Genomic DNA, 19,420 nt, shown 5'->3' with positions numbered 1-19,420 from the left:
ACAATTCATGGGAGGAACGAAGGTATGGGATGCGGAGTGGGAGGTTAACGAAGAGCAGGCGCGGACGCTGATCGGCAGACAATTCCCTCAGCTGTCATCGAAGCAAGTGAAGCGATTGGGCTGGGGCTGGGACAATACGGTTTTTCTTATCGGTGACGATTACGTGTTCCGGTTTCCAAGAAGAACGATTGCAGTTGGCTCGATTCGTATGGAAGGGAAGCTGCTGCCGAAGCTGGAGGCATATATGACCATCCCTTATCCGAAACCGTTGTTTTATGGCGAAGCAAGTGACGAATACCCGGCACCATTTCTTGGCTATGCCTACGTGCCAGGAGATTTCCCAATCGGTGTGACGGAAGAACGCCGGGCTTTATCGGCAGAGACGCTGGCGAAATTTTTGCGGAGATTGCATGAGTTTCCGGTGCAGGCGGCGCTGAAGTGCGGAGTTCAGCAAGATCATCGAAACTTGACGGACATCGCATCGCGTAAAGTGAAATTGGAAGGCTTTCTATCGAAGGTGGTTGAACACTTGTCGCCGGAGGAGTCCGGTGTGATCGAAGCGTATATTAGCAGGCTGCAAAAGGACCGTGTCGAGGCGGTGAATGCACTGCTACATGGCGATCTCCATTTTAAAAATATGCTTGTGAATGAGAACGGGATCGTTTCCGGCATCATTGATTGGGGCGATCTGAGCGTAGGCCATCCGGCTTGCGATTTGAGCGTTGCTTATAGCTTTTTACCACCTTACGCTCGCGGCGTGTTTTTCGAAAGGTACGGAGGAGCGGATGAGGAAACGAAGCTGCTGGCGCGGCTGATCGCGGTATACATCCCCATACTGATCTTAATGCAAGCGGTCGATGACGGGAATGAAGCGATTGCGGCAGAGGCGAAATCCAACATCATGCGGGCACTGTCGGATTAGGCTCATTATTTCGTTGCGGCTATGGGGCTATGGCTATCGGCACCATTGTGTCGTTTAAAGGCCGCGATAAGGTATGATCCGCCTTCTTTAGATGCCGCTTTATGTTGAGGAACACGAAATTCAACAGAGTAAGTCGTTGCGCTAACGGGACATGATAGCAATAAACCGCCTTTTCAACGAATGCGGTTTTCTTATGGTCAAATATCAACATTAGAATTTAACATAGGCTTTATTAATAACAGAAAACCGCCTTGCTGAAAAGGCGGTTCATTGAGCTATCGTACCCTTAGTTCAATGATTCAACTGTTATTCCTTGTTGCGTTCCAATTGAATACGAATTCCTTCGCGGTCAATTTGTATCCAATATTCTACGATTTTCTCATTTTCTACACGATAGACTGCACTTGCGATCTCTACGACGGGTTTGTTAGTCGGTGTATATCCGTCTACTTCCCCAATGTGGATTCCAGATTGTTTCCAACGCACATACACCCGATCATCTTGCACTAAAAATTCTTGTATAGTTAGACTGAAGGCACCGTAAATTTCTATCATTTCGCGAACATGATCCGCGTAATTGGCCGGTGACCTTTCAACGGTCACTTCATTTTCCGAAGTAATCTGATGTGCCAAAACTCGTTCCGCCATTAACTGGTGTGCAGCATCCGGTTCTTGACCAGAACGAACCTTCTCAAAAAATCGTCGCACTACTTCTTCTACTGACATAGTGAATTCTCCTTGTTTAAAAAATAATATCTTATCATTGTAACACAGTCAATTAGTCAGGCGTTACCCGCACATAACTGCACATATGGCAGAGTTCCCCTCAATTTAGTCCAAGAAGTTCTTCGATAATTCATATAGTTGGTAATGTTACTAATACCGCCAAACAAATCGTATTTACTAACGTTCCACAAGGTACACCAGAAAAGCCTGTTTACCTGGTAATTGTGAACAATAAATCGAACAATTATGCCTACGGAAACGGTTATACTTCAATATTAAGAAAGGACTTGATCACTATGACAACCAGAACAATTACTTGGGGGATTGCTGTTTTGACTATTAGTGCTATTGCTTTGACTAGTGTAATTTCAAGTAATGCCGCCCAAGAAAGCTTAGCTGAGAAATATAAAAATTATAAAAATGACGTTACTTTTGAGCCTGTTCCTGAAGCGATACTGGAAGACCATAAACATCCTGATTTTATTGTAACTAAGGACGGCCAATATGCCAAAATTTTGCATATGGAAAAAAACTTCAGTCAAGATGAAACAGCTTATGATGAGCATAACACAACGGATAAAACCAAAGTAATTGTTGTCCATGGTGACACTTATATTAAAGAGGAAGCGAACAAGTAAAAATGTCGAGTTTTAATCGTCGTATCCGAAACAGGTATCTACTTTATTCATGGTTCTTTAAGTCCATTTGGTAGTCTCAATTATACATCGATTTGTTACTTTTCCTTAACCATGAATGGGCCCGGTCGCAAGACGGGCCCAATTCATTACATCCATTTTTTTCTATAAAAATATTTGCATTTCCGGCTTTCGAGACTTTAATTGATTGTTTTTTGCCTATAAAAAATCCCTGCTTCGTCGATGGCAGCCGACAGCAGGGAAAAACGTGATATATGTTGAATGTGGGATCAACGATTATTATTTTAACTATGGTTCATTAAATTGCAATGAAGATAACCTTAAAATTAGATGAAAACAGCTTGAATTTTTTTGCCCGCACATGATTTTACCATCTGCTGCAAATACTGGGGAGAAGTAACTTCAGTCAATGGCCAATAAAAGCAGAGGAGCTCTCGATTATGTGCGACCGATTTACTTTACATGCCGAATTATCCGATTTGCAAGATCGATATGGTTTGTCCAAAGCGCTGTTTTACTATGCGAACCAGCGCAGCTTGCAGCCGCAGCAACCGATTGCCGCTGTTGTCGTACAGCACGGCGAACGCATTCTCGATGAATACCGCTGGGGACTCATGCCCTTCTGGGCACAGGATTCGATTGTTGCGGACAGCGCCTCCGTATTCGGCAAGCGGGCCTTCGACCATCTGCTCAAGAGACAGCGCTGCATCATTCCCGGCAGCAGCTTCGACAAGGTATACCGTCCGAATGCCAAGGAGGAGCAGGTTTCGCGTTTCATAATCCCTGGAGGCCAAACGTTTGCGATGGCCGGCGTGTACGATGTCTGGAGCGGCTCCTTCGGAGAGCAGCTACGCACCTGCGCCATTCTTACGAGAAAGGTTAGGAACTTCAGTACCGGACTGGAGGATACCGTTCCGTTAATCTTAAACGAAGAGCAGGTCGATACATGGCTCGATCCCGGGCTGTTCAATAAACAGTTGCTGCGGGAGTGGCTTCATTCTACGGCGAACCCGCCGTTATGCGAGCTGCCGACCGCTCTTTGGGACCGGGCCGGCAGTTGGGACGAGACGGATTTGGATATTGTCGCGGTCCCGTATATCGCCGAACGATAGCGCAATCTTGAATCTGCGTCTCCAAGAAGCGCCTGCGCAAGATTGGATTCAGGGCCGCCACCGCTTACGCGGGGCGGCTCTTCGCTTTTCAGCATGGGCGTACTCCCTCTCCCCGCTTCTTCAGTTCAGCCGTATATGCGCCAATTTATCGGGATTGCTAATCAGATAGACATGCTCTATATCCTTCGTCTTCCCATGAAAAGCTTTGAAGCATACGGCGATTCTGGGCTTATTTTGCTCAATCAGCACCAGGCCGTGATCTCCATAATGATGGCTTGACGCAGTTCTCCGGACAAGCTGCCCTTGGAATAAATTCCTTCCAAAAATGCTTGAATCCGCTCTTTACCATAGATCGGAAATATGGCGGCCCGCACTTTGCCCCCGCCGTCGCTGATCAACGTCGCCTGTTCGATCAGCATATGGACGAAAGGACGAAAATTTCCCGTTCGCGATCCTGCCAGGAAGGCTTCGGCGAATTCGCCGTTTTCGTTGCCTTTGGGTGCGGCAGAAACGGCCTCGGGATTCATTTTTTGCTTGGCGCGGCTCAAAATTTTGCGGCAATTCGCCTCTGATTTGCCGAGAATATCCGCCATTTGGGCGTAATCGTAATCCAGCACCTCCCGCAGCAGAAACACCGCCCGCTCCGCCGGGGTTAATTGCTGGAGCATCACAAGCAGCGCATAGGACACGTTCTCGTCGCGAACCAGCTGCTCTTCCGGGCTATCGCCGCCTGTCAAGTCGGCCTGCGGCTCGGGCAGCCACGGACCGACGTAAACTTCTCTCTGCCTGCGGGCCGATTTCAATAGGTTCAGACAACGGTTCGTTACCATTTTGACCAAATACGCTTTCAGATGACGCACATCCTCCGTCTGCGTTTGCTGCAAAGCGACAAAAGCGTCCTGCACCACATCCTCGGCGTCCGTGAGCGAGCCCAGCATCCGGTAAGCGACGGAAATCAGCAGCCTTTTATGTTCCGTATACAGCGCGTCCAAATCCATGACGATGTGCCGCCCCTCCATCTCGGGTTAGTAACTGATCAGCGAAGCCATCAGCAAGCCCGACGCCAAACTCAGGCAGAAGGAGAACAGGCCGACGGACACGTTGCCTTTCGGAATTTCCGCTACGACCTTGAAAGGCGTAAGCAGCTCGAATATGTAAAAAATAACGATTTGAAACGCGATACCGAGTAACCCCCATATAATCAGGTCTACCAAGCCTAGCGAATGATAGACCGCCGAAGCGAGCACCGCCGCCTGTCCGATGATTTTTCCGCCCAAATCGTAAGCCGCGGCACGGGCCGCCTGCACCTTGACCGGATCGGACAGTTCCCCTCCCTCGCGAATTAGCTTGAATTCGTTATAGGGCGTAGTCAACGTAAATAGAACGATCCCAAGCCCGACAAGAGGCACGGTCACAACCAAATAAATCAAAAAATTAACGATGGATTGCAACTCCAACATGATGCGTTTCCCCCTTATTATATAAAGCCGACCGGCAAATAGTAGGAGCCATTGTTCGTAATATGCCCTCCCACCCGGGCGACAACCGCCGAAGCGCGGCCTCCGATCAGAAAACAGCCCCATAACAGCCTGCCGCTTCCGGCTCCTTTCAGCGTTTCGAAGCGAACTTGCGGAAGCTCCGTATACCGCTGATAAACCATCGGCTGATCGCAATATTCTTCCTCTTCGCTGCGCTCGATCGTTTGGCCTTCCGCACCAAAGATCGTCACCCCGCTGCCTTCGCGTCCATAGATCGGCTTGACGACATAAGGCGTGCCTGTTCCGGCAAACCGGTTTTCCAAATAGGTAGGCAGCATATATGCTTCGATCCATGCATGCTCCTCCGGCGTGTAAAACTGCTGCGCTTCGTGCAAATTCCAAATTAGCGCCTGCAGCGCCTTCGTCTGAGCGGCAAAGCCGGAAGGCGGATTGATCACCGCCAGCTTGCGCTCCGCGATGAGCCTCAGCGTATGCTCTCCCGTAGGATAGCCGTCCTCGTCGCGGTCTTCGGCCAACTTCTCCAGCGCATGCAATCGATACAACACATCCACCGGAGCCAAAACGTCATCCGCGAGCCGTACCCAGAGCCGATCGTCCTTTACGCGTAAATCCGATAGAGGCGCGAAATCCGCGGCCAGTCCTGATGTCCTCAGCAAATAACGGGTCGTTCCCGCATCCTCGATATGCCAATCCAGAGCGCTGAAATAAATATGCCTTGTCTCATAGCCTGCATCTTGGTAAGCCGCAATCGCGGCGCGAAACGATTCGGCGAGCCTGTGCGTACAGCCCGCATTCGGGTCTTCCGCTCCGTAGACGCTGCATACGGCGCCGTTGACATGGAACGCTTCCACGATCCCGGTCGGCGTATCGCTGTTGAACTCCAGCATCTTAATCCGGTCTTCATCCGCCGCGAAATCGAAGCGTCCTATAACAGTAGGCGACGGCATAAGCGGCCCGAAACTCAGTCGAACGGCGGCGACGGCGGCTTCAGGCACCCCTAGCTCCTCAAGAAGAACCGTATCGGCCTGTTGAACGATGGCCACCGTTTTGGCAAAAATACCGCCAAGACGCTCTGCGGCCTCCTGCATTCGCCGGTGCAGCCCGCGGTCGATCCGGTGAATGCATGCGAGCGCATATTCTTCGTCGTACATACAATCCCAAGTAAAAATCCCTTCTGCGCGCATAGGGCCGTAAATCGCCTCTCGTCGTTCGGGATACGCATAAGCGGTCAAGGTTTTACCCTCGTCATTTCTCATCATCCCGTCCTCCTATCCGGAACCGGAACCGCTGCTGCCGATGCCCCCGTGCGTGGAAGAACCGTCCGAAATGGAGGACGAACCTTCCGAAGTTCCGGATTTGCCGGAGCCTCCTCCGCCGAAGAAGGCTCTCGATGAAGAGCCTCCGCTGCCGTTATCACAGTACCCGTCCCCGTTTCGATCGACGCAGTTGGAATTTGCCGTATTCGAGCAGCCGGTTGCCGCTGCAAGCGCCGCGCTCAAAAACAGGGCGAGCATTTTGCGGGTGTTCCCTTGCTTTTGATGTTCCAAGATGATTTGCCCTCCTGAGAGTTATTCATAGCATTAAAAAGCTTCGCTTTTTCCATGAATAACTTGCTTCGTAAGCCTATACCGAGTTATTCATGCTTAAGCAAGCCTCGCTTGCTCCATGAATACCTTACTTCGTGCCCCTTACGCCGACGGCTCGGCGTAAAAGACGAACGTCTCTCTGTCTTCGTCGATCTCCGTAGAAGTCCGGTACCATTCTTTGCCGTCGGCATACAAATAGTTCGCGGATAGATGCAGCATCGCCTCCAGGCTGTCCGCGAAGCTGAACGTATGCACCAAACGATAGTCGGTCGTAAACTCGCGATATTCCCTCAGCTCCAGCTTGATCCCTTCCGGTAAAGCTCCATCCGGTTTTCCCCAAAACGGCACGATTTTTTCATCCTCGGCTTGCTTGATGTAAATGACATAACAGCCATCCTCCACCGCGTTGGAGGTTTTCTCGTATACAGTGCCTTCCTTGACCAAATAGTCGCAGGCAAACCGCAAAGCGATCTCGTCTCTCTCGATACGATCGTAATAATACAGCAGAGGAAACTCGCTGCTGCCCTCTTCATATAAACGATATTCCAGTCGTGCCAACGTCCGTTCTCCTTCCATTCGGTTCTATGTAGTAAATAACTGTAAAGTAATACGCGCCGCGTGTCAAAAGGTTTATAGTTCTATCCGCTCATTTTTCGGAATGCCTCAGGGCGGTTATAGATGCTGTTCACCGGTAATTTCAATAGCAGCGAGAGGCTCAGGCTATACCGCTTTCAAAGGCGGACGCTTCCGCTTTTCCAGAATACTTCTAGTACTCCGTAACCTCAGAAATTAATGGTAAATACCTAGCCAGCCGATATATCCAATAAAAAGGATAAGAGGGACTGGCCGATGGAAAAGAGATGGGTAGTCGAATTAAGCCAAGAAGAACGTCAACAATTAGAACAACTGATCAATAAAGGAAAAGTAGCCGGATATAAAATCAAACACGCGCACATGTTGCTGAAAGCCGACGAAGGCGAGAACGGACCATCGTGGCCGGATACCCGGATTGCAGAAGCCTACAATGTCAGTGAAAGCACCGTTCGAAATTTGCGAAAACGACTGGTCGAAAAAGGCTTCGAAGCTGCGTTGGAGCGAGAAAAGCAAACGAATCGCAGGACGAAATTGGATGGCGTGACTGAAGCGAAACTAATCGCCATCGCATGTAGCCAGCCGCCGGAAGGCTACAGCAAATGGTCGGTTCGGTTGCTCGCCAATCGCTTGGTCGAACTGGAAATCGTTGATGCTATTTCGCACATGACCGTGCAACGGGTGATGAAAAAAACAAACTCAAACCATGGTTGAAGAAACAATGGTGTATCCCGGAAGCATCCGGCGAGTTTGTCGCACGCATGGAGGACGTGTTGGATGTTTACCAGCGTCCGCACGATCCCAAACGCCCGCTCGTTTGTCTGGATGAAACGAATCGGCAATTGACTCTGGAAACGCGGCCCTCCATTGCCGCTCAGCCGAGTCGGCCGAAACGGATCGACTATGAATACAAGCGCAATGGTGTCGTCAATCTGTTCATGATGTTTGCGCCGCTGGAAGCCAAACGTCACATCTACGTCTCGGAACAGCGAGCCCGGGTCGATTTCGCGTCCTGCATCAAGGAACTGGTGGACATTCACTATCCCGAAGCCGAGCGGATTGTGCTCGTCATGGACAATTTGAATACGCACAGCGTCGGTTCGCTTTACGAAGCCTTTGAACCTGCTGAAGCCAAACGATTGGCGGACAAACTGGAAATTCATCATACGCCAAAGCACGGAAGCTGGCTCAACATGGCTGAAATCGAGATTGGTGTTCTCAGTCGCCAAGCCCTGTCTGAGTATGTCGCTACAAAAGAAGACGTGATCGCGCGTGTTGCGGCTTGGCAAGCCGACCGCAATGCTGAACGCTCTACCGTCAACTGGCAATTTACAACGCAAGACGCTCGGGTTAGGCTTAAAAGACTATACCCTGTAATTTAATCGTTACGGAGTACTAGATTCAATGTCCTAAGTCTACGACGAATCCATCAAACATAAGCTCTCACAATGTCTCTTGTGCCCTAAGTGAAACGGGGGGACTCTATGAAGGCCGGCTGCCATCATCTAATCCTTTTTGGTTTTTATTAAAACAACAAATCTAACCCAATAATGGAATTGGTTGGTTCATCGACCACAAGTATAATATCCTTGCATCTTGAAACGAAGTATCTCAAACTAATATTTTCTTTTAATCGCTCCGATAACATCCAATTTGTGGGAGTAAGACAAATGTAACCATCGTTTTGAGCATAGGACGACTCCAGCCAGTTCCATGCCGCATCAAATTGTTCAACATTTACGGGTGGTATATATTCTTTTTTGAGTTTCATGTATATTGTTTTATTCATAAAACCTCTTGGACGTAAACCTAAATTTCCATATAATTCAGAAACCACTGGGTTTAGTTCGTTTCTTCTATGAAGCCCTATTATATTCAATCTAGAACTATCCTTTAAATTACTTAACATTAACGTATGAGGTATCTCGCCGCTATAAACAACTTTTATTTTATTAAAATGAACAGCAATTTCTTCTAAGAACCGATTATATGACAGGGAAGATGGTGTTGGTATTGGGGTTACTAAATCAGGTTCACTTAGAGCAACCGGCGCCAAAAAAAACTGAGCTAAGGGGGTTACATTAGCATTGTCCCCCTCGTAATTGATTAGACGAATACTATCGTAGCTGGAAGAACTATTACTTAAATACGTAGGGCTTTTAATAATTTCTAACCAATTCACCGAACAACACTCCCTTTCATTCCATTTTCTTACTAAGAAAAAAGAAAAATAACTGCTTTTCAACAGTTACTTTTCTTATACCATACTTAGGTTTCAGGAACATATACTACAGCCGATTTTATTGTGACTAATGTGTATGTACCTTCCCTTCCATAGAGTTTCCCGCCAATTGTTGCTCTGTAGTTCCCGGCAGTAGGTTGATACTCTGTTCCTACATCTCCAAAACTAGTTTTTGCAGGGTTTAGCGGATACTTAAAGGTATCCGAACCAGCAGGTATGATTAAACCATCTGCATCCACTTTTTCATAATTCATTACCAAATCAATGTAGTTAATTGTATCACCAACCATGGAAACATTCCATTTACAATCTTGATACCACTCCACTGCTCGGCAAGATATAGTCCCTACCGCAAATGCTTGTGTAGATACTTCAGCATCATCTTTATAAATAGCTATAACGCCATCGACAGGTTCATTCATCTCTACTACTTTCGTTTGTAAAACCTGACTAGTATCAGTACTACCTACTAATTGACTAGATTCCGCAAATGCTGAGAATTGAATACAAAAAACAAAGATAATTACCAATAACAGTGATCGAAAAAAATTAGGCATAAATTAGCACTCTCCTATTAAGTTAATTTCAAATATAATATACTATTAAAAACTTTTTTTGTAAATATATAATAAAATTACCATTATTTATTAGTTACACTAAAAATAGTTGAATAGCAATTAGTACTTGCTGACCGCCGGCAAAAACATTTTGTGGGAATCGTCTCGCATGATGCTTCCGGCATAAGGAACGTTTGATCGAGCATAGAAAAGCTCTCTATGCAGCGGAACGGCCTCGGCCGGATGAGGACAAGCTGGAGCGGTTGTCGCAGACGATCTTGCAAGCATGGAGGAGCAGGAGGCCGGTGCGGATCATCTGCCTTGAGCACGGCCGCGAAACGCCCCGAACCGGGATTATCCGCGACATCGATACGGTTCAAGGGCGGATTCGTATTCAATCGGAGGGACATATCCGCATGCTTCGCCTGGAGGAAGTGCTGGATGCGGAGCCGGGATGATCAGTTTTCATTCGTTCGCCCGCCTTTACGGCTGCGCCACCGACTCAGCAACCAGACGATGACCAGCAGACCTGCTGCCGCAATAACCGTAAGCACGGAATACCGGTGAATTTCAAAAATAACCCGTTTCCAATGCTCCCCGATCAGAACGCCTATCGTAATGAAGGTGACGGCCCAAATAACGGCGCCCGGGAGCGCGAACAAAGCGAACGTACCGTACGGCCATCTGCTGACACCCGCGAACAAAGCTGTAAGATGCCGCAAGCCGGGAACGAAATAGCCGATAGTCACGGCAAATTTGCCGAATCTGCGGAACCATTGCTCCGAACGCTGCAGCCTGCCGGGCGTTATATGCACATATTTGCCGTACTTGATCAGCAGAGGATATCCCATCCAATAACCGGCCCAGTAGCTGATAGACATCCCTGTGAAGCTGCCCGCAACTGAAACGAGCGCCGTCGGGATATAGTGAAGCTCCCCCTTGTAAATCGAGTAACCGGCATACGTCATGACAACCTCGTCCGGTATGGGCACGCCTACGATACCGAGCATCAGCACGCCGAATAATCCGAAATAACCGTAATGAACCAATAAATACATCAGCTTCGCTTCCATATGGCCTGCTCCTTCCTTACGCCTCCAAAAAATAAGCGATATGATACCGGTCATTTTCATGCCGCAAATAAACCATAAAGTCATTGTTGCCTTAGACATGACAAAAAATCCCCTTCCTGCCCGATCGTCCGGACGGAATGGGAGCTATAAGGGCGCGGCTGCAATAGACGGACGGCCCGGTCCGTGTTATCATACCACTGAGGTGAAGGATGACATGATTTTACATAAAGGCGAAACTTTATTCAGGCAAGGCGAGACTGGCCCGCTGTACCATGTGCGGAGCGGATTGCTCAAAATCGTGCGGATTCATGAAGACGGAAGTCCGTTTCTCTTCAATATCGTCGTCCCGGGCGAAACGATCCCCCATCATTCTTTGATCAGTCCGAAAGAATATCACGGAACGGCCATCGCGCTGGTAACAAGCGAAATCACCGTGATCCCAGCTAGAGAATGGTACGGAGAGCTGGAGCGCAATCCGGGTAAATGCCAGCAAATCGCTATGCTGCTGCAAAGCAAACTGAGAATGATGCAGCAGCGCATCGATCAATTGACCCTTATAACCCCTTCGGAGAAGCTGAACAAACTTGAGGAATGGTTCGCCGAACATGCTTCGCCGTTATCTTTAAAGGAAGTATTAACTCAAGAGGAGATCGGGCAGCTGATCGGCTTAAGAAGGGAAACGGTCAACCGCCTGCTGCGAAGCAGCCGCAAGTCCTAAATTGAAAAAGAGCCTGTTCCCGATAAAACGCCTTTCCTAACCTTACCGTTTTGACGGAGGCGTTTTTTCCAAAGCACACATTTCCTCTTCCATGGCAGCGAACCTTTCCATCGCGAACTGACGGCAATCGTGGACCGCTTGGTTATAAATATGCGGACCGGCCTGCCGGATGAAAAAATCGAGCAGCTGCTCGGCAGCCAAATTCCCTATCGGCTCGCTGAACTCCTCGTCAAAATATTGCTGCAATTCCGTCACTAAGCGATCTTTTTGTTCTTTGGGCAGCCTGACACTCATCATATACGTTCGTCATCCTCCGTTATAGTTTAGATCCGAGTGCAAAAAGCCGTCCCCCAACCAGATTGGAAGACGGCCATCGGCACGTTTAGAACCCTTCGGTAGCTGTATTCGTACCGCTATCCGCAAGTCCTTCCGCATTTTCATAGCCTGCATTTCCGAACACGCTGTTCGACTCGCATTGTGCGGAAGCGATTTTCACTGCGGCGACGGAGCATTGATACAAGCTGTTGCCCGTTACGACGTTACGCTTCGCAGAAGAGCTTCCGCCCTCCCCTGCGGTATTGAGCAGGATGCCGGTTTGCACGCGCCGGACCTCGTTATGTTTGACCGAGTTGGCATCCCCGTTAATAACGGCAATGCCGCAGATTGTTCCGTTAACGGTATTGCCGGTAATCGTGTTGCCGTAGGGACGGTCGTCGCCCGCGTTATCTCCGGCCTCAAGCTGAATGCCTCCCTTTTCGGGACGCGTAATGACGTTGTTCACGATCGTGTTGTTGCTGCAAGCATCTTTGAGGCGAATTCCGTAGGTCGAGCTGGACGCCGACTCCTGCAGTCCTTCCGACGTCACCAGATTGCCTTCGATCAGATGATAAGAGCATGCGCTCAGCTTCGATGACATGAGAATCGCCGCATCCTGACACTGTTCCATCACATTGTTGGAAATCAGCGAATAGGAACTTCCGGCATTAAGGCAAATGCAGCTTTTCGTAACGTTTTTAAAATGATTCCCCTTAATGATATGATTGCTCCCGCCTTCGAGGACGATACCGAATCCTTCCGTAGGGCTTTCCGAGCCCAAAATTCTCAAAAAGGTGCAATCGGTTACCGTTACATGTCTTGAGCGAACAAGCCGGACTCCGTTCGCCGAATCGGTAAATATACAGCGGCTGATCGTAATATGCGAACCTTCCAGCATATGTATTCCGCGCTCTACGATATCGCCCGTCGCTCCGCTCGGCCCTCTGCCGGAGAACGTAATTCCGTCTATCGAATAGGAACCGACCCCGCCGCCGCTGAATAGCATGAGCAAATTGGTGTCTCCCGCCTTCAATTCGGTAACTTCCGCTCCTGCCCCCAATAGATGAACCTTCGATCTCATAATGAGGCCGCGATTGATACAATAACTGCCCGGCGGAAAATAAACCGTCCCTCCTTTACTCGCAGCCGCATCAATTGCAGCCTGAATATACGGAGCATCGTCATCGTAAAGTCCCTCTCCCACAGCTCCGAAGTCTTTTACATTATACCAAGGCTTGTTATCGGTCACCGGAACGGTAGATTTGGCGGCTTGAACCTTGACCGGCAGACCGGCGCCTGCGGCAAGCAGCACTCCCGCCGCTCCGACCGAAGCAAGCAGTTGCCTTCTTGTCATCGGTTTTTTTCCCTCGTTGTCTTGCGGTTCGATTGTCGACACTTGCAGCTCCTCCCCCTATTTGGATTTCTATGAAAATTATAACTTTGATAGATTGCGCTGGCAACCCTTGCCCGTATCCCGCGTGACAAACTGCGCCGTATGGAGAAACCGTCTACTACTTTTGTCCTTCGTAAAAGCGGGCGGGCGGCCGCTTTCGAAATGATCTTCCACCGAACACATGAATACTTTGGTAAAATTTAACGCGCCGAACCGAAAAAAAACAGACCCGAAGGTCTGTTGAGGAACGATTTGCCAAAAAGCCTTTGCAAAACGAAAGGCTCCGCAGCGGTAGCTTTTATAATTATTATCCGGGATAAATTCCATTATTTGTGTCGAAGCTTCAGCGGAACATCCCCCAAAGCTTGATCAAATGAAATGTATTATTCGGATCGATGCGCTGGGCGATGACGAAATTGACCATATGCTCTGCTTGCTGATCGGTCAACCGTTCACCTAGCACCTTGGACAGCATAGATACGAAACGTCTGACCTTCGCCCTATCCTGCAAATCCGCTTTCGTAACACCTTGCAAAATCATCTTGATACGTTCTTTCGTATCGGGATTTTTCATTTTCAGCTTGACCCGTTCGACAAAAACAGGATCGAAACCGTATTTTTGATAGCTCATGTCACGAACACCTCCGATCAAAGATCTGGTAGCCAGCCTCTTTTGTAAGTTTATGACGGAGAGCTCGGACATGTGCCTTATATTATAGCCCCGAAGGCAAGATTAGGTGTTAATCCAATAATTCGCTGTCAAAAATATTCTCACGGCGCAAAAACTCGCGAAGCATTCCGAATCCGGCGCCCGTCCAAAACTCAGGCTGCTTCACCATCCCGGCGGCATCGTCGCGGGCCTGCTCCATCACCTCGAAATCGGTGACCATGTCGGCGATCCGAAAATCGGGAAGCCCGCTCTGCTTCGTTCCGAAAAAATCTCCGGGGCCGCGCAGCTCCAAGTCGCGGCGGGCGATCTCGAAGCCGTCGTTCGTGTCGGTCATCGCTTTCATCCGCTGCTTGCCGACCTCGTTCTTCGGATCGGCGATAAGCACGCAGTAGGATTGATGCTCTCCCCGCCCGACGCGCCCCCTCAGCTGATGCAGCTGTGACAGACCGAACCGGTGGGCATCGTACACGACCATCATCGTCGAATTCGGCACATCCACCCCAACTTCAATAACGGTGGTCGACACGAGCACTTGAACCCGATTTTCGCTGAATTCGCGCATGATCTCATCCTTCTCGGCCGCAGCCATCCGCCCGTGCAGCAACCCGACGTGGAACTGGGGAAATGCGAATTGAATTTGGGCATGCACATCAATCGCATTTTGCACGTCCAGCTTCTCGGATTCCTCGATGAGCGGGCAAATGACATAGGCTTGTCTGCCCGCCTCGACTTCGCGGCGAATGAACCCGATCACGCGCTCCAGCATATCGTGAGTGACCGCATACGTCTTGATCGGCTTGCGGCCCTTCGGCAGCTCGCGCAGCGTCGATACGTCCATGTCGCCGAAAGCGGTAATCGCCAGCGTCCGCGGAATTGGGGTTGCGGTCATCGTAAGCACGTCCGGGTTCATCCCCTTGCGCCGGAGAATGCTTCGCTGATTGACTCCGAAACGGTGCTGCTCATCCGTAACGACGAGACCTAGGCTGCGGAAGAACACATCCTCCTGAATGAGCGCATGTGTTCCGACCGCCACATCGACAAGCCCCATCTGCAGCGCGCCCAGCACCTCTCTGCGCTGGCGGGCGGTCAAGCTTCCGGTCAGCAGCGCCACTTGAATGCCGTACGGCTCGAAAAGGCGTTCCAGCGACCGTTTGTGCTGTTCGGCAAGGATTTCCGTCGGAACCATCAGCGCGCCCTGATAGCCCGCTTTGACGACGGCAAACAGCGCCGCTGCGGCAACGACCGTCTTGCCCGCTCCCACATCGCCTTGAAGAAGCCGATTCATGCAGTACGGCTGCTGAAGATCATGCAAAATTTCGGCAAGCACCTGTTTTTGCGATCCCGTTAACGTAAACGGCAGCGCCCGCACAAAAGCTCTTACCCCCGGCAGGTCAAGCGGGTGGGCGATCCCGTCGGCCCTGTCGTGATTTAATGCCCGGTAAGCCTGCATTTTCAGCTGAAATAAAAACAGCTCCTCATACACCATCCGCTTACGGGCGCGGAGGCCTTCCTCCATCGTGCCTGGCATATGCAGCAGCGCAACCGCCTGCTTACGCGCCATCAGTCCGTACTTGTCGAGCAGCTCCTGGGGCAGCACCTCGGCAATCATTCCCCCGTACTGCGTCAGCGCCTGCTTCATCGTCTGGCGCATCCACTTCTGCGTGATTGCCCCCGCCACAGAATAAACAGGCTGCAGCGTCCCGATCTGCGATGTCCCTTTTCCCGGAAATTCGGACTCCGATACGGTGAGATGCAGCCTTTTTTGATCCCATTTTCCGGTAAGAACGATATCTTCGCCCGTCTTCAACTGATCCTTCAAATAATGCCGATTAAACCAGACGGCCGTCACAAACAGCTTGTCCACCATCATTTTGCAGGTGAGCCGCGATTTCACGCGGCCGTACATCTGGAGCTGCGGCGCTCCGACAATAGTTCCCTGAACGGTAATTTTGTCGCCGTCCTTCACTTCGGTCAAATCGCGCAGCGTATAATCTTCATAACGAAAAGGATAATAGTCCAGCAGTTCTCCGACAGTGGAGATTCCAAGAGCAAGCAGCTCTTCGGGTTTCTTGCCCTTGACCCCGTGGACGTCCTTGACCGGAATCCGGTATAAATCGAGCGTCATCTTAAGCCGGTCTCACAAATGCAGCGACGGCTCCGGGACCGGCGTGCGTCCCGATAGTGGGACCTATGGTGGCATAACCCAAACTCTCTATGACAAAGTGTTGCTTCAACAATGCGCTCAGCTCCTCGGCGTAAAGCCTGTTATTGGCGTGCGCTACCGTGACGTGCAAGGGCTTGTCGCCGTAATCGGCCTTCAACAAATCCACGATACGGCCCCCATCGCCTTCTTCTGCCCCCTCACTTTATCTACCGGGAACACTTCCCCTTCCTCGGATATGGACAAGATCGGTTTAATATTCAGAAGAGAGCCCAGCAGCGCAGCCGCCTTGCCGATCCGCCCGCCTTTTTGCAAATATTCCAGCGTGTCGACCAAAAAATAAATTTTGGTTTGCCGGCGGATCGTATCGATCATTTCCAATATTTCTTCTTTGCTCCTGCCCTCGCGCGCCGCTTCGGCCGCGCAAACCACCAGCATGCCGATACCGTATGAGGCCGTACGCGAGTCGACGACCGACAAGTCGCAGCCGTCCTCCTCCAGCATCGACTTGGCCAATAAGGCCGATTGATAAGTCCCGCTCATCCGCGACGACAGGTGAATCGAGATGACGGAAGCGCCTGAGGCGCCTGCCCGTTTATACGCTTCCACGAATTCAACCGGCGAAGGCTGGGAAGTCGTGGGCAGCGAAGCAGATGCGGCCAGCTTTTCAAAGAAAGCTTCCGGCCCCATGTCGACGGAGTCTTTGTACGTTTCGACTCCAAAGTGAACCTTTAACGGTATCAATTCGATATTCAATGCTTCCCGCACCTCGGGGGAATATCGGCCGTGCTGTCCGTGACAACTCGTACCTGACTCAATCCGTTCACCTCACCCATACATTCAGTCTGAAGCCCAGCCTATGAAGCTACTCCGCAGAAATCATATAATAATATAGCGGCTGTCCGCCGTAATGCACTTCGACTTCGACATCCCCGTGCGTTTGCTCTACGTAATCGACCAGCAGCCCGGTTTGCTCCTCGTCGGCTTCCTCGCCGGTATAGAAGGTGACGAGCCCCGCCCCGCCGGCCAGCATATGATCTATAAGACCGCGGCATGATGCGAGCAAATCGGGATGCGACACGACAATCCGATGATTATAAATGCCGATGTAATCTCCCTGTTTAATATCGATCTCATCGATCCGGGTATCGCGGACCGCGCAAGTGACGAGTCCAGACTGCACCTGCTGGATAGCTTGCTTCATCGCATCCTCGTTTTCGTCCGGCGCCGCATGCTCGTTATATGCGATGACGGCGGCGATGCCTTGAGGGATCGTTTTCGCAGGAACCACGATTACTTGTTTATCTTCCACAAGTTCGACCGCCTGCTGAGCCGCCAAAATAATATTCGAATTGTTCGGGAACACGAACACCGTATGCGCATGGACTTCGCGAATCGCCGTCACGATATCTTCCGTGCTCGGATTCATCGTCTGGCCGCCTTGCAGCACCCGGTCAACGCCGAGACTGGCGAAGATGCCGGCTATTCCCTGACCGGCAGCAACTGCGACGAAGCCGTAGGGCTTGAGCTTGCGTCCCGCTTCCTCTGCGGACGATGCGGCAGACGTTCCCCCGTCGGATTGTGATTCGCCGGACGACCCGTTTCCTTCATGCAGCAAATGCGTATGCTGATCGCGCATATTCTCGATCTTGATCCGGCTTAAATCGCCGTATTTCATAGCCAGATTCATCACGCTGCCCGGATATTCGGCATGGATATGCACCTTGACGAGATCGTCGTCGGCCACAACGAGCAGAGAATCGCCGAAAGCGGACAGTTCCTTGCGGAACAAGCCCTCGTCGAACTCGCTTGCAGCCGTTTTTACCGGATTCAGCCTTACCATAAATTCCGTGCAATATCCGAACTCGATATCCTCCGTGGCCAGTTTAGCCTGCGGCCGGGCCGCCTCGCGATGGGCCGGCTCATCGGGCGCTGCGATCCCGTCCGAAGAACCCGCATACGGCCCCGCGGCGCCATCGCCCGCTTCCGCTCCCGCAGAAAGCAGCTGAAGAGCTTGTACGAAGCCTTCGTATATATACAGCAAGCCTTGGCCTCCCGCATCTACGACGCCGACCTGCTTGAGCACAGGCAGCATCTCCGGCGTTCGGGAAAGAGCTTCTTGTCCTTTTTGCCATGTCTCTTTCATCAGTTCCACTAGATCATGCGTCCGTTTGGCCTGCTGAACCGCGTGCTTGGCAGCCTCCCTAGAAACGGTAAGGATCGTGCCTTCCACCGGTTTGACCACGGCTTTATAGGCCATATCGACACCGCTCTGCAGAGCTGCAGCCAGCTTCTCGGCATCGACGGCTTCCGCATCCGATACCGATTTGGCAAAACCGCGGAACAATTGCGACAGAATGACGCCCGAATTGCCGCGCGCGCCCATAAGCAGGCCTTTCGCCAAGGCATCGGCCGCTTTGCCGATATGAGCGGAAGGGCGCTTGCTCAGCTCCTCTACTCCGGAAGTCAAAGTCAGGTTCATATTGGTTCCTGTATCTCCATCGGGAACAGGAAACACGTTGAGCGCATTGACTTTGTCCACATTGTCTCTCAGCTGCTGTGCTCCCTTTTCCATCATGCGGATAAAGTCATTTCCGTTAATTAGGTTTAAGCGCTTACTCAAAAAAACCATTCCCCTTCCTGCCAAGACAAGGTACGACTTGCGCTGCCGCCGCCCATTCTCTTGACCTTACTGAGCGACCCGAACGCCTTGAACATAAATGTTCACCGACTCCACTTGAAGCCCCACAACTTCGTTTAATACGTATTTCACTTTCGTCTGTACATTGTGGGCCACTACCGATATCTTGGTGCCGTAGCTTACGACGATATACAGATCGATGGCCAGCGTTCCCTCCGGATTTCGGCGGACCTCGACGCCCCGGCTCAGATTATCCCGGCGAAGCAGCTCCGCAATGCCGTCTTTAAGCTGATTGCGCGACGCCATCCCAACAAGTCCATAACAATCCAAAGCAGCCGATCCCGCCAGCACGGCAACAACTTCATCGGTAATATAAATCGTGCCATATTCCGCATCCAGTTCGATAGCCATAGTTACAGCTCCTTGTGTATAGATTTTAGGATGGACTATTTTTCATTTTACTATATCAAACGCAAGAAATAAATAAAATTTGGTGAAACACCCATAAAAACATCATTGTGGCGTTGACGTCTTTTATACCATTGTGATATGATATTT

General features: G+C 50.5%; 21 protein-coding genes and 1 pseudogene. 6 read left to right on the top strand and 16 right to left on the bottom strand.

Annotation, left to right across the window (positions count from 1 at the left end):
* Window positions 1-7: 7 nt before the first annotated feature.
* The gene (locus tag SK3146_RS32880; protein ID WP_249862752.1) at window positions 8-922 is read left to right on the top strand and encodes a phosphotransferase; all 915 of its coding nucleotides are present in this window, start codon (window positions 8-10) and stop codon (window positions 920-922) included.
* A gap of 306 nt (window positions 923-1,228) precedes the next feature.
* Here SK3146_RS32880 and SK3146_RS32875 read toward each other — a convergent pair whose 3' ends face one another.
* Complete coding sequence (locus tag SK3146_RS32875) at window positions 1,229-1,648, bottom strand: ester cyclase (protein ID WP_249862751.1); 420 nt, start codon at window positions 1,646-1,648, stop codon at window positions 1,229-1,231.
* Window positions 1,649-1,935: 287 nt separating this feature from the next.
* Here SK3146_RS32875 and SK3146_RS32870 point away from each other — a divergent pair, with 287 nt between their 5' ends.
* Window positions 1,936-2,286, top strand: coding sequence for a hypothetical protein (locus SK3146_RS32870; RefSeq protein ID WP_249862750.1), 351 nt, complete (start codon window positions 1,936-1,938; stop codon window positions 2,284-2,286).
* Between the two features lie 458 nt (window positions 2,287-2,744).
* Complete coding sequence (locus SK3146_RS32865; RefSeq protein WP_249862749.1) at window positions 2,745-3,416, top strand: SOS response-associated peptidase family protein; 672 nt, start codon at window positions 2,745-2,747, stop codon at window positions 3,414-3,416.
* A gap of 242 nt (window positions 3,417-3,658) precedes the next feature.
* On the opposite strand, the gene SK3146_RS32860 is transcribed toward SK3146_RS32865, so the two are convergent.
* The 5 genes from SK3146_RS32860 to SK3146_RS32840 all read right to left on the bottom strand — a co-directional run bounded on the left by SK3146_RS32860 (window position 3,659) and on the right by SK3146_RS32840 (window position 7,059).
* The gene (locus tag SK3146_RS32860) at window positions 3,659-4,414 is read right to left on the bottom strand and encodes a sigma-70 family RNA polymerase sigma factor (RefSeq protein WP_249862748.1); all 756 of its coding nucleotides are present in this window, start codon (window positions 4,412-4,414) and stop codon (window positions 3,659-3,661) included.
* Between the two features lie 27 nt (window positions 4,415-4,441).
* Window positions 4,442-4,876, bottom strand: a complete 435-nt coding sequence (locus SK3146_RS32855; RefSeq protein WP_249862747.1) for a DUF350 domain-containing protein — start codon at window positions 4,874-4,876, stop codon at window positions 4,442-4,444.
* Window positions 4,877-4,893: 17 nt separating this feature from the next.
* Window positions 4,894-6,174 carry a glutathionylspermidine synthase family protein gene (locus SK3146_RS32850; protein ID WP_249862746.1) on the bottom strand — a complete coding sequence of 427 codons (1,281 nt, stop codon included), beginning with the start codon at window positions 6,172-6,174 and terminating at the stop codon, window positions 4,894-4,896.
* 9 nt (window positions 6,175-6,183) lie between these two features.
* Entirely contained in the window at window positions 6,184-6,462 is a 279-nt protein-coding gene (locus SK3146_RS32845) for a hypothetical protein (protein ID WP_249862745.1), read from the bottom strand.
* A gap of 141 nt (window positions 6,463-6,603) precedes the next feature.
* Window positions 6,604-7,059: a hypothetical protein gene (locus SK3146_RS32840; protein ID WP_249862744.1), complete on the bottom strand. Its 456-nt coding sequence runs from the start codon at window positions 7,057-7,059 to the stop codon at window positions 6,604-6,606.
* Window positions 7,060-7,350: 291 nt separating this feature from the next.
* On the opposite strand from SK3146_RS32840, the gene SK3146_RS32835 reads away from it, so the two are divergent.
* A protein-coding gene (locus tag SK3146_RS32835; RefSeq protein ID WP_249862743.1) for an IS630 family transposase occupies window positions 7,351-8,474 on the top strand; the annotation gives its coding sequence in 2 pieces (ribosomal slippage) (window positions 7,351-7,780 and window positions 7,780-8,474; 1,125 coding nt in all).
* 143 nt (window positions 8,475-8,617) lie between these two features.
* On the opposite strand, the gene SK3146_RS32830 is transcribed toward SK3146_RS32835, so the two are convergent.
* Complete coding sequence (locus SK3146_RS32830; protein WP_249862742.1) at window positions 8,618-9,274, bottom strand: hypothetical protein; 657 nt, start codon at window positions 9,272-9,274, stop codon at window positions 8,618-8,620.
* Window positions 9,275-9,360: 86 nt separating this feature from the next.
* Entirely contained in the window at window positions 9,361-9,891 is a 531-nt protein-coding gene (locus SK3146_RS32825; protein WP_249862741.1) for a hypothetical protein, read from the bottom strand.
* 194 nt (window positions 9,892-10,085) lie between these two features.
* Here SK3146_RS32825 and SK3146_RS32820 point away from each other — a divergent pair, with 194 nt between their 5' ends.
* Window positions 10,086-10,349: a YolD-like family protein gene (locus tag SK3146_RS32820; protein ID WP_249862740.1), complete on the top strand. Its 264-nt coding sequence runs from the start codon at window positions 10,086-10,088 to the stop codon at window positions 10,347-10,349.
* On the opposite strand, the gene SK3146_RS32815 is transcribed toward SK3146_RS32820, so the two are convergent.
* The gene (locus SK3146_RS32815) at window positions 10,350-11,063 is read right to left on the bottom strand and encodes a DedA family protein (RefSeq protein ID WP_249862739.1); all 714 of its coding nucleotides are present in this window, start codon (window positions 11,061-11,063) and stop codon (window positions 10,350-10,352) included.
* A 115-nt stretch (window positions 11,064-11,178) separates the two neighbouring features.
* Between SK3146_RS32815 and SK3146_RS32810 the strand changes: the two genes are divergently transcribed.
* On the top strand, window positions 11,179-11,682 hold the full coding sequence (locus SK3146_RS32810) for a Crp/Fnr family transcriptional regulator (RefSeq protein ID WP_249862738.1): 504 nt from the start codon (window positions 11,179-11,181) through the stop codon (window positions 11,680-11,682).
* Window positions 11,683-11,724: 42 nt separating this feature from the next.
* Here SK3146_RS32810 and SK3146_RS32805 read toward each other — a convergent pair whose 3' ends face one another.
* The 7 genes and pseudogenes from SK3146_RS32805 to SK3146_RS32775 form a co-directional block, all read right to left on the bottom strand.
* Window positions 11,725-11,979: a DUF2164 domain-containing protein gene (locus SK3146_RS32805; RefSeq protein ID WP_249862737.1), complete on the bottom strand. Its 255-nt coding sequence runs from the start codon at window positions 11,977-11,979 to the stop codon at window positions 11,725-11,727.
* Window positions 11,980-12,064: 85 nt separating this feature from the next.
* On the bottom strand, window positions 12,065-13,393 hold the full coding sequence (locus SK3146_RS32800; protein ID WP_249862736.1) for a right-handed parallel beta-helix repeat-containing protein: 1,329 nt from the start codon (window positions 13,391-13,393) through the stop codon (window positions 12,065-12,067).
* Between the two features lie 340 nt (window positions 13,394-13,733).
* On the bottom strand, window positions 13,734-14,021 hold the full coding sequence (locus SK3146_RS32795; protein ID WP_249862735.1) for a stage VI sporulation protein F: 288 nt from the start codon (window positions 14,019-14,021) through the stop codon (window positions 13,734-13,736).
* A gap of 109 nt (window positions 14,022-14,130) precedes the next feature.
* Complete coding sequence (gene recG, locus SK3146_RS32790; RefSeq protein ID WP_249862734.1) at window positions 14,131-16,185, bottom strand: ATP-dependent DNA helicase RecG; 2,055 nt, start codon at window positions 16,183-16,185, stop codon at window positions 14,131-14,133.
* 1 nt (window position 16,186) lies between these two features.
* Window positions 16,187-17,039, bottom strand: a pseudogene (locus tag SK3146_RS32785) (DegV family protein).
* A 47-nt stretch (window positions 17,040-17,086) separates the two neighbouring features.
* Entirely contained in the window at window positions 17,087-18,853 is a 1,767-nt protein-coding gene (locus SK3146_RS32780; RefSeq protein WP_249862733.1) for a DAK2 domain-containing protein, read from the bottom strand.
* A 57-nt stretch (window positions 18,854-18,910) separates the two neighbouring features.
* Window positions 18,911-19,273 (bottom strand): Asp23/Gls24 family envelope stress response protein, encoded by a 363-nt coding sequence (locus SK3146_RS32775; protein ID WP_249862732.1) that lies wholly within the window; start codon window positions 19,271-19,273, stop codon window positions 18,911-18,913.
* Between the last annotated feature and the right edge of the window lie 147 nt (window positions 19,274-19,420).

This window comes from Paenibacillus konkukensis, from assembly GCF_023523925.1.
GTDB classification, from domain to species: domain Bacteria; phylum Bacillota; class Bacilli; order Paenibacillales; family NBRC-103111; genus Paenibacillus_S; species Paenibacillus_S doosanensis.
This window is presented reverse-complemented; position numbering and strand designations above follow the sequence as displayed.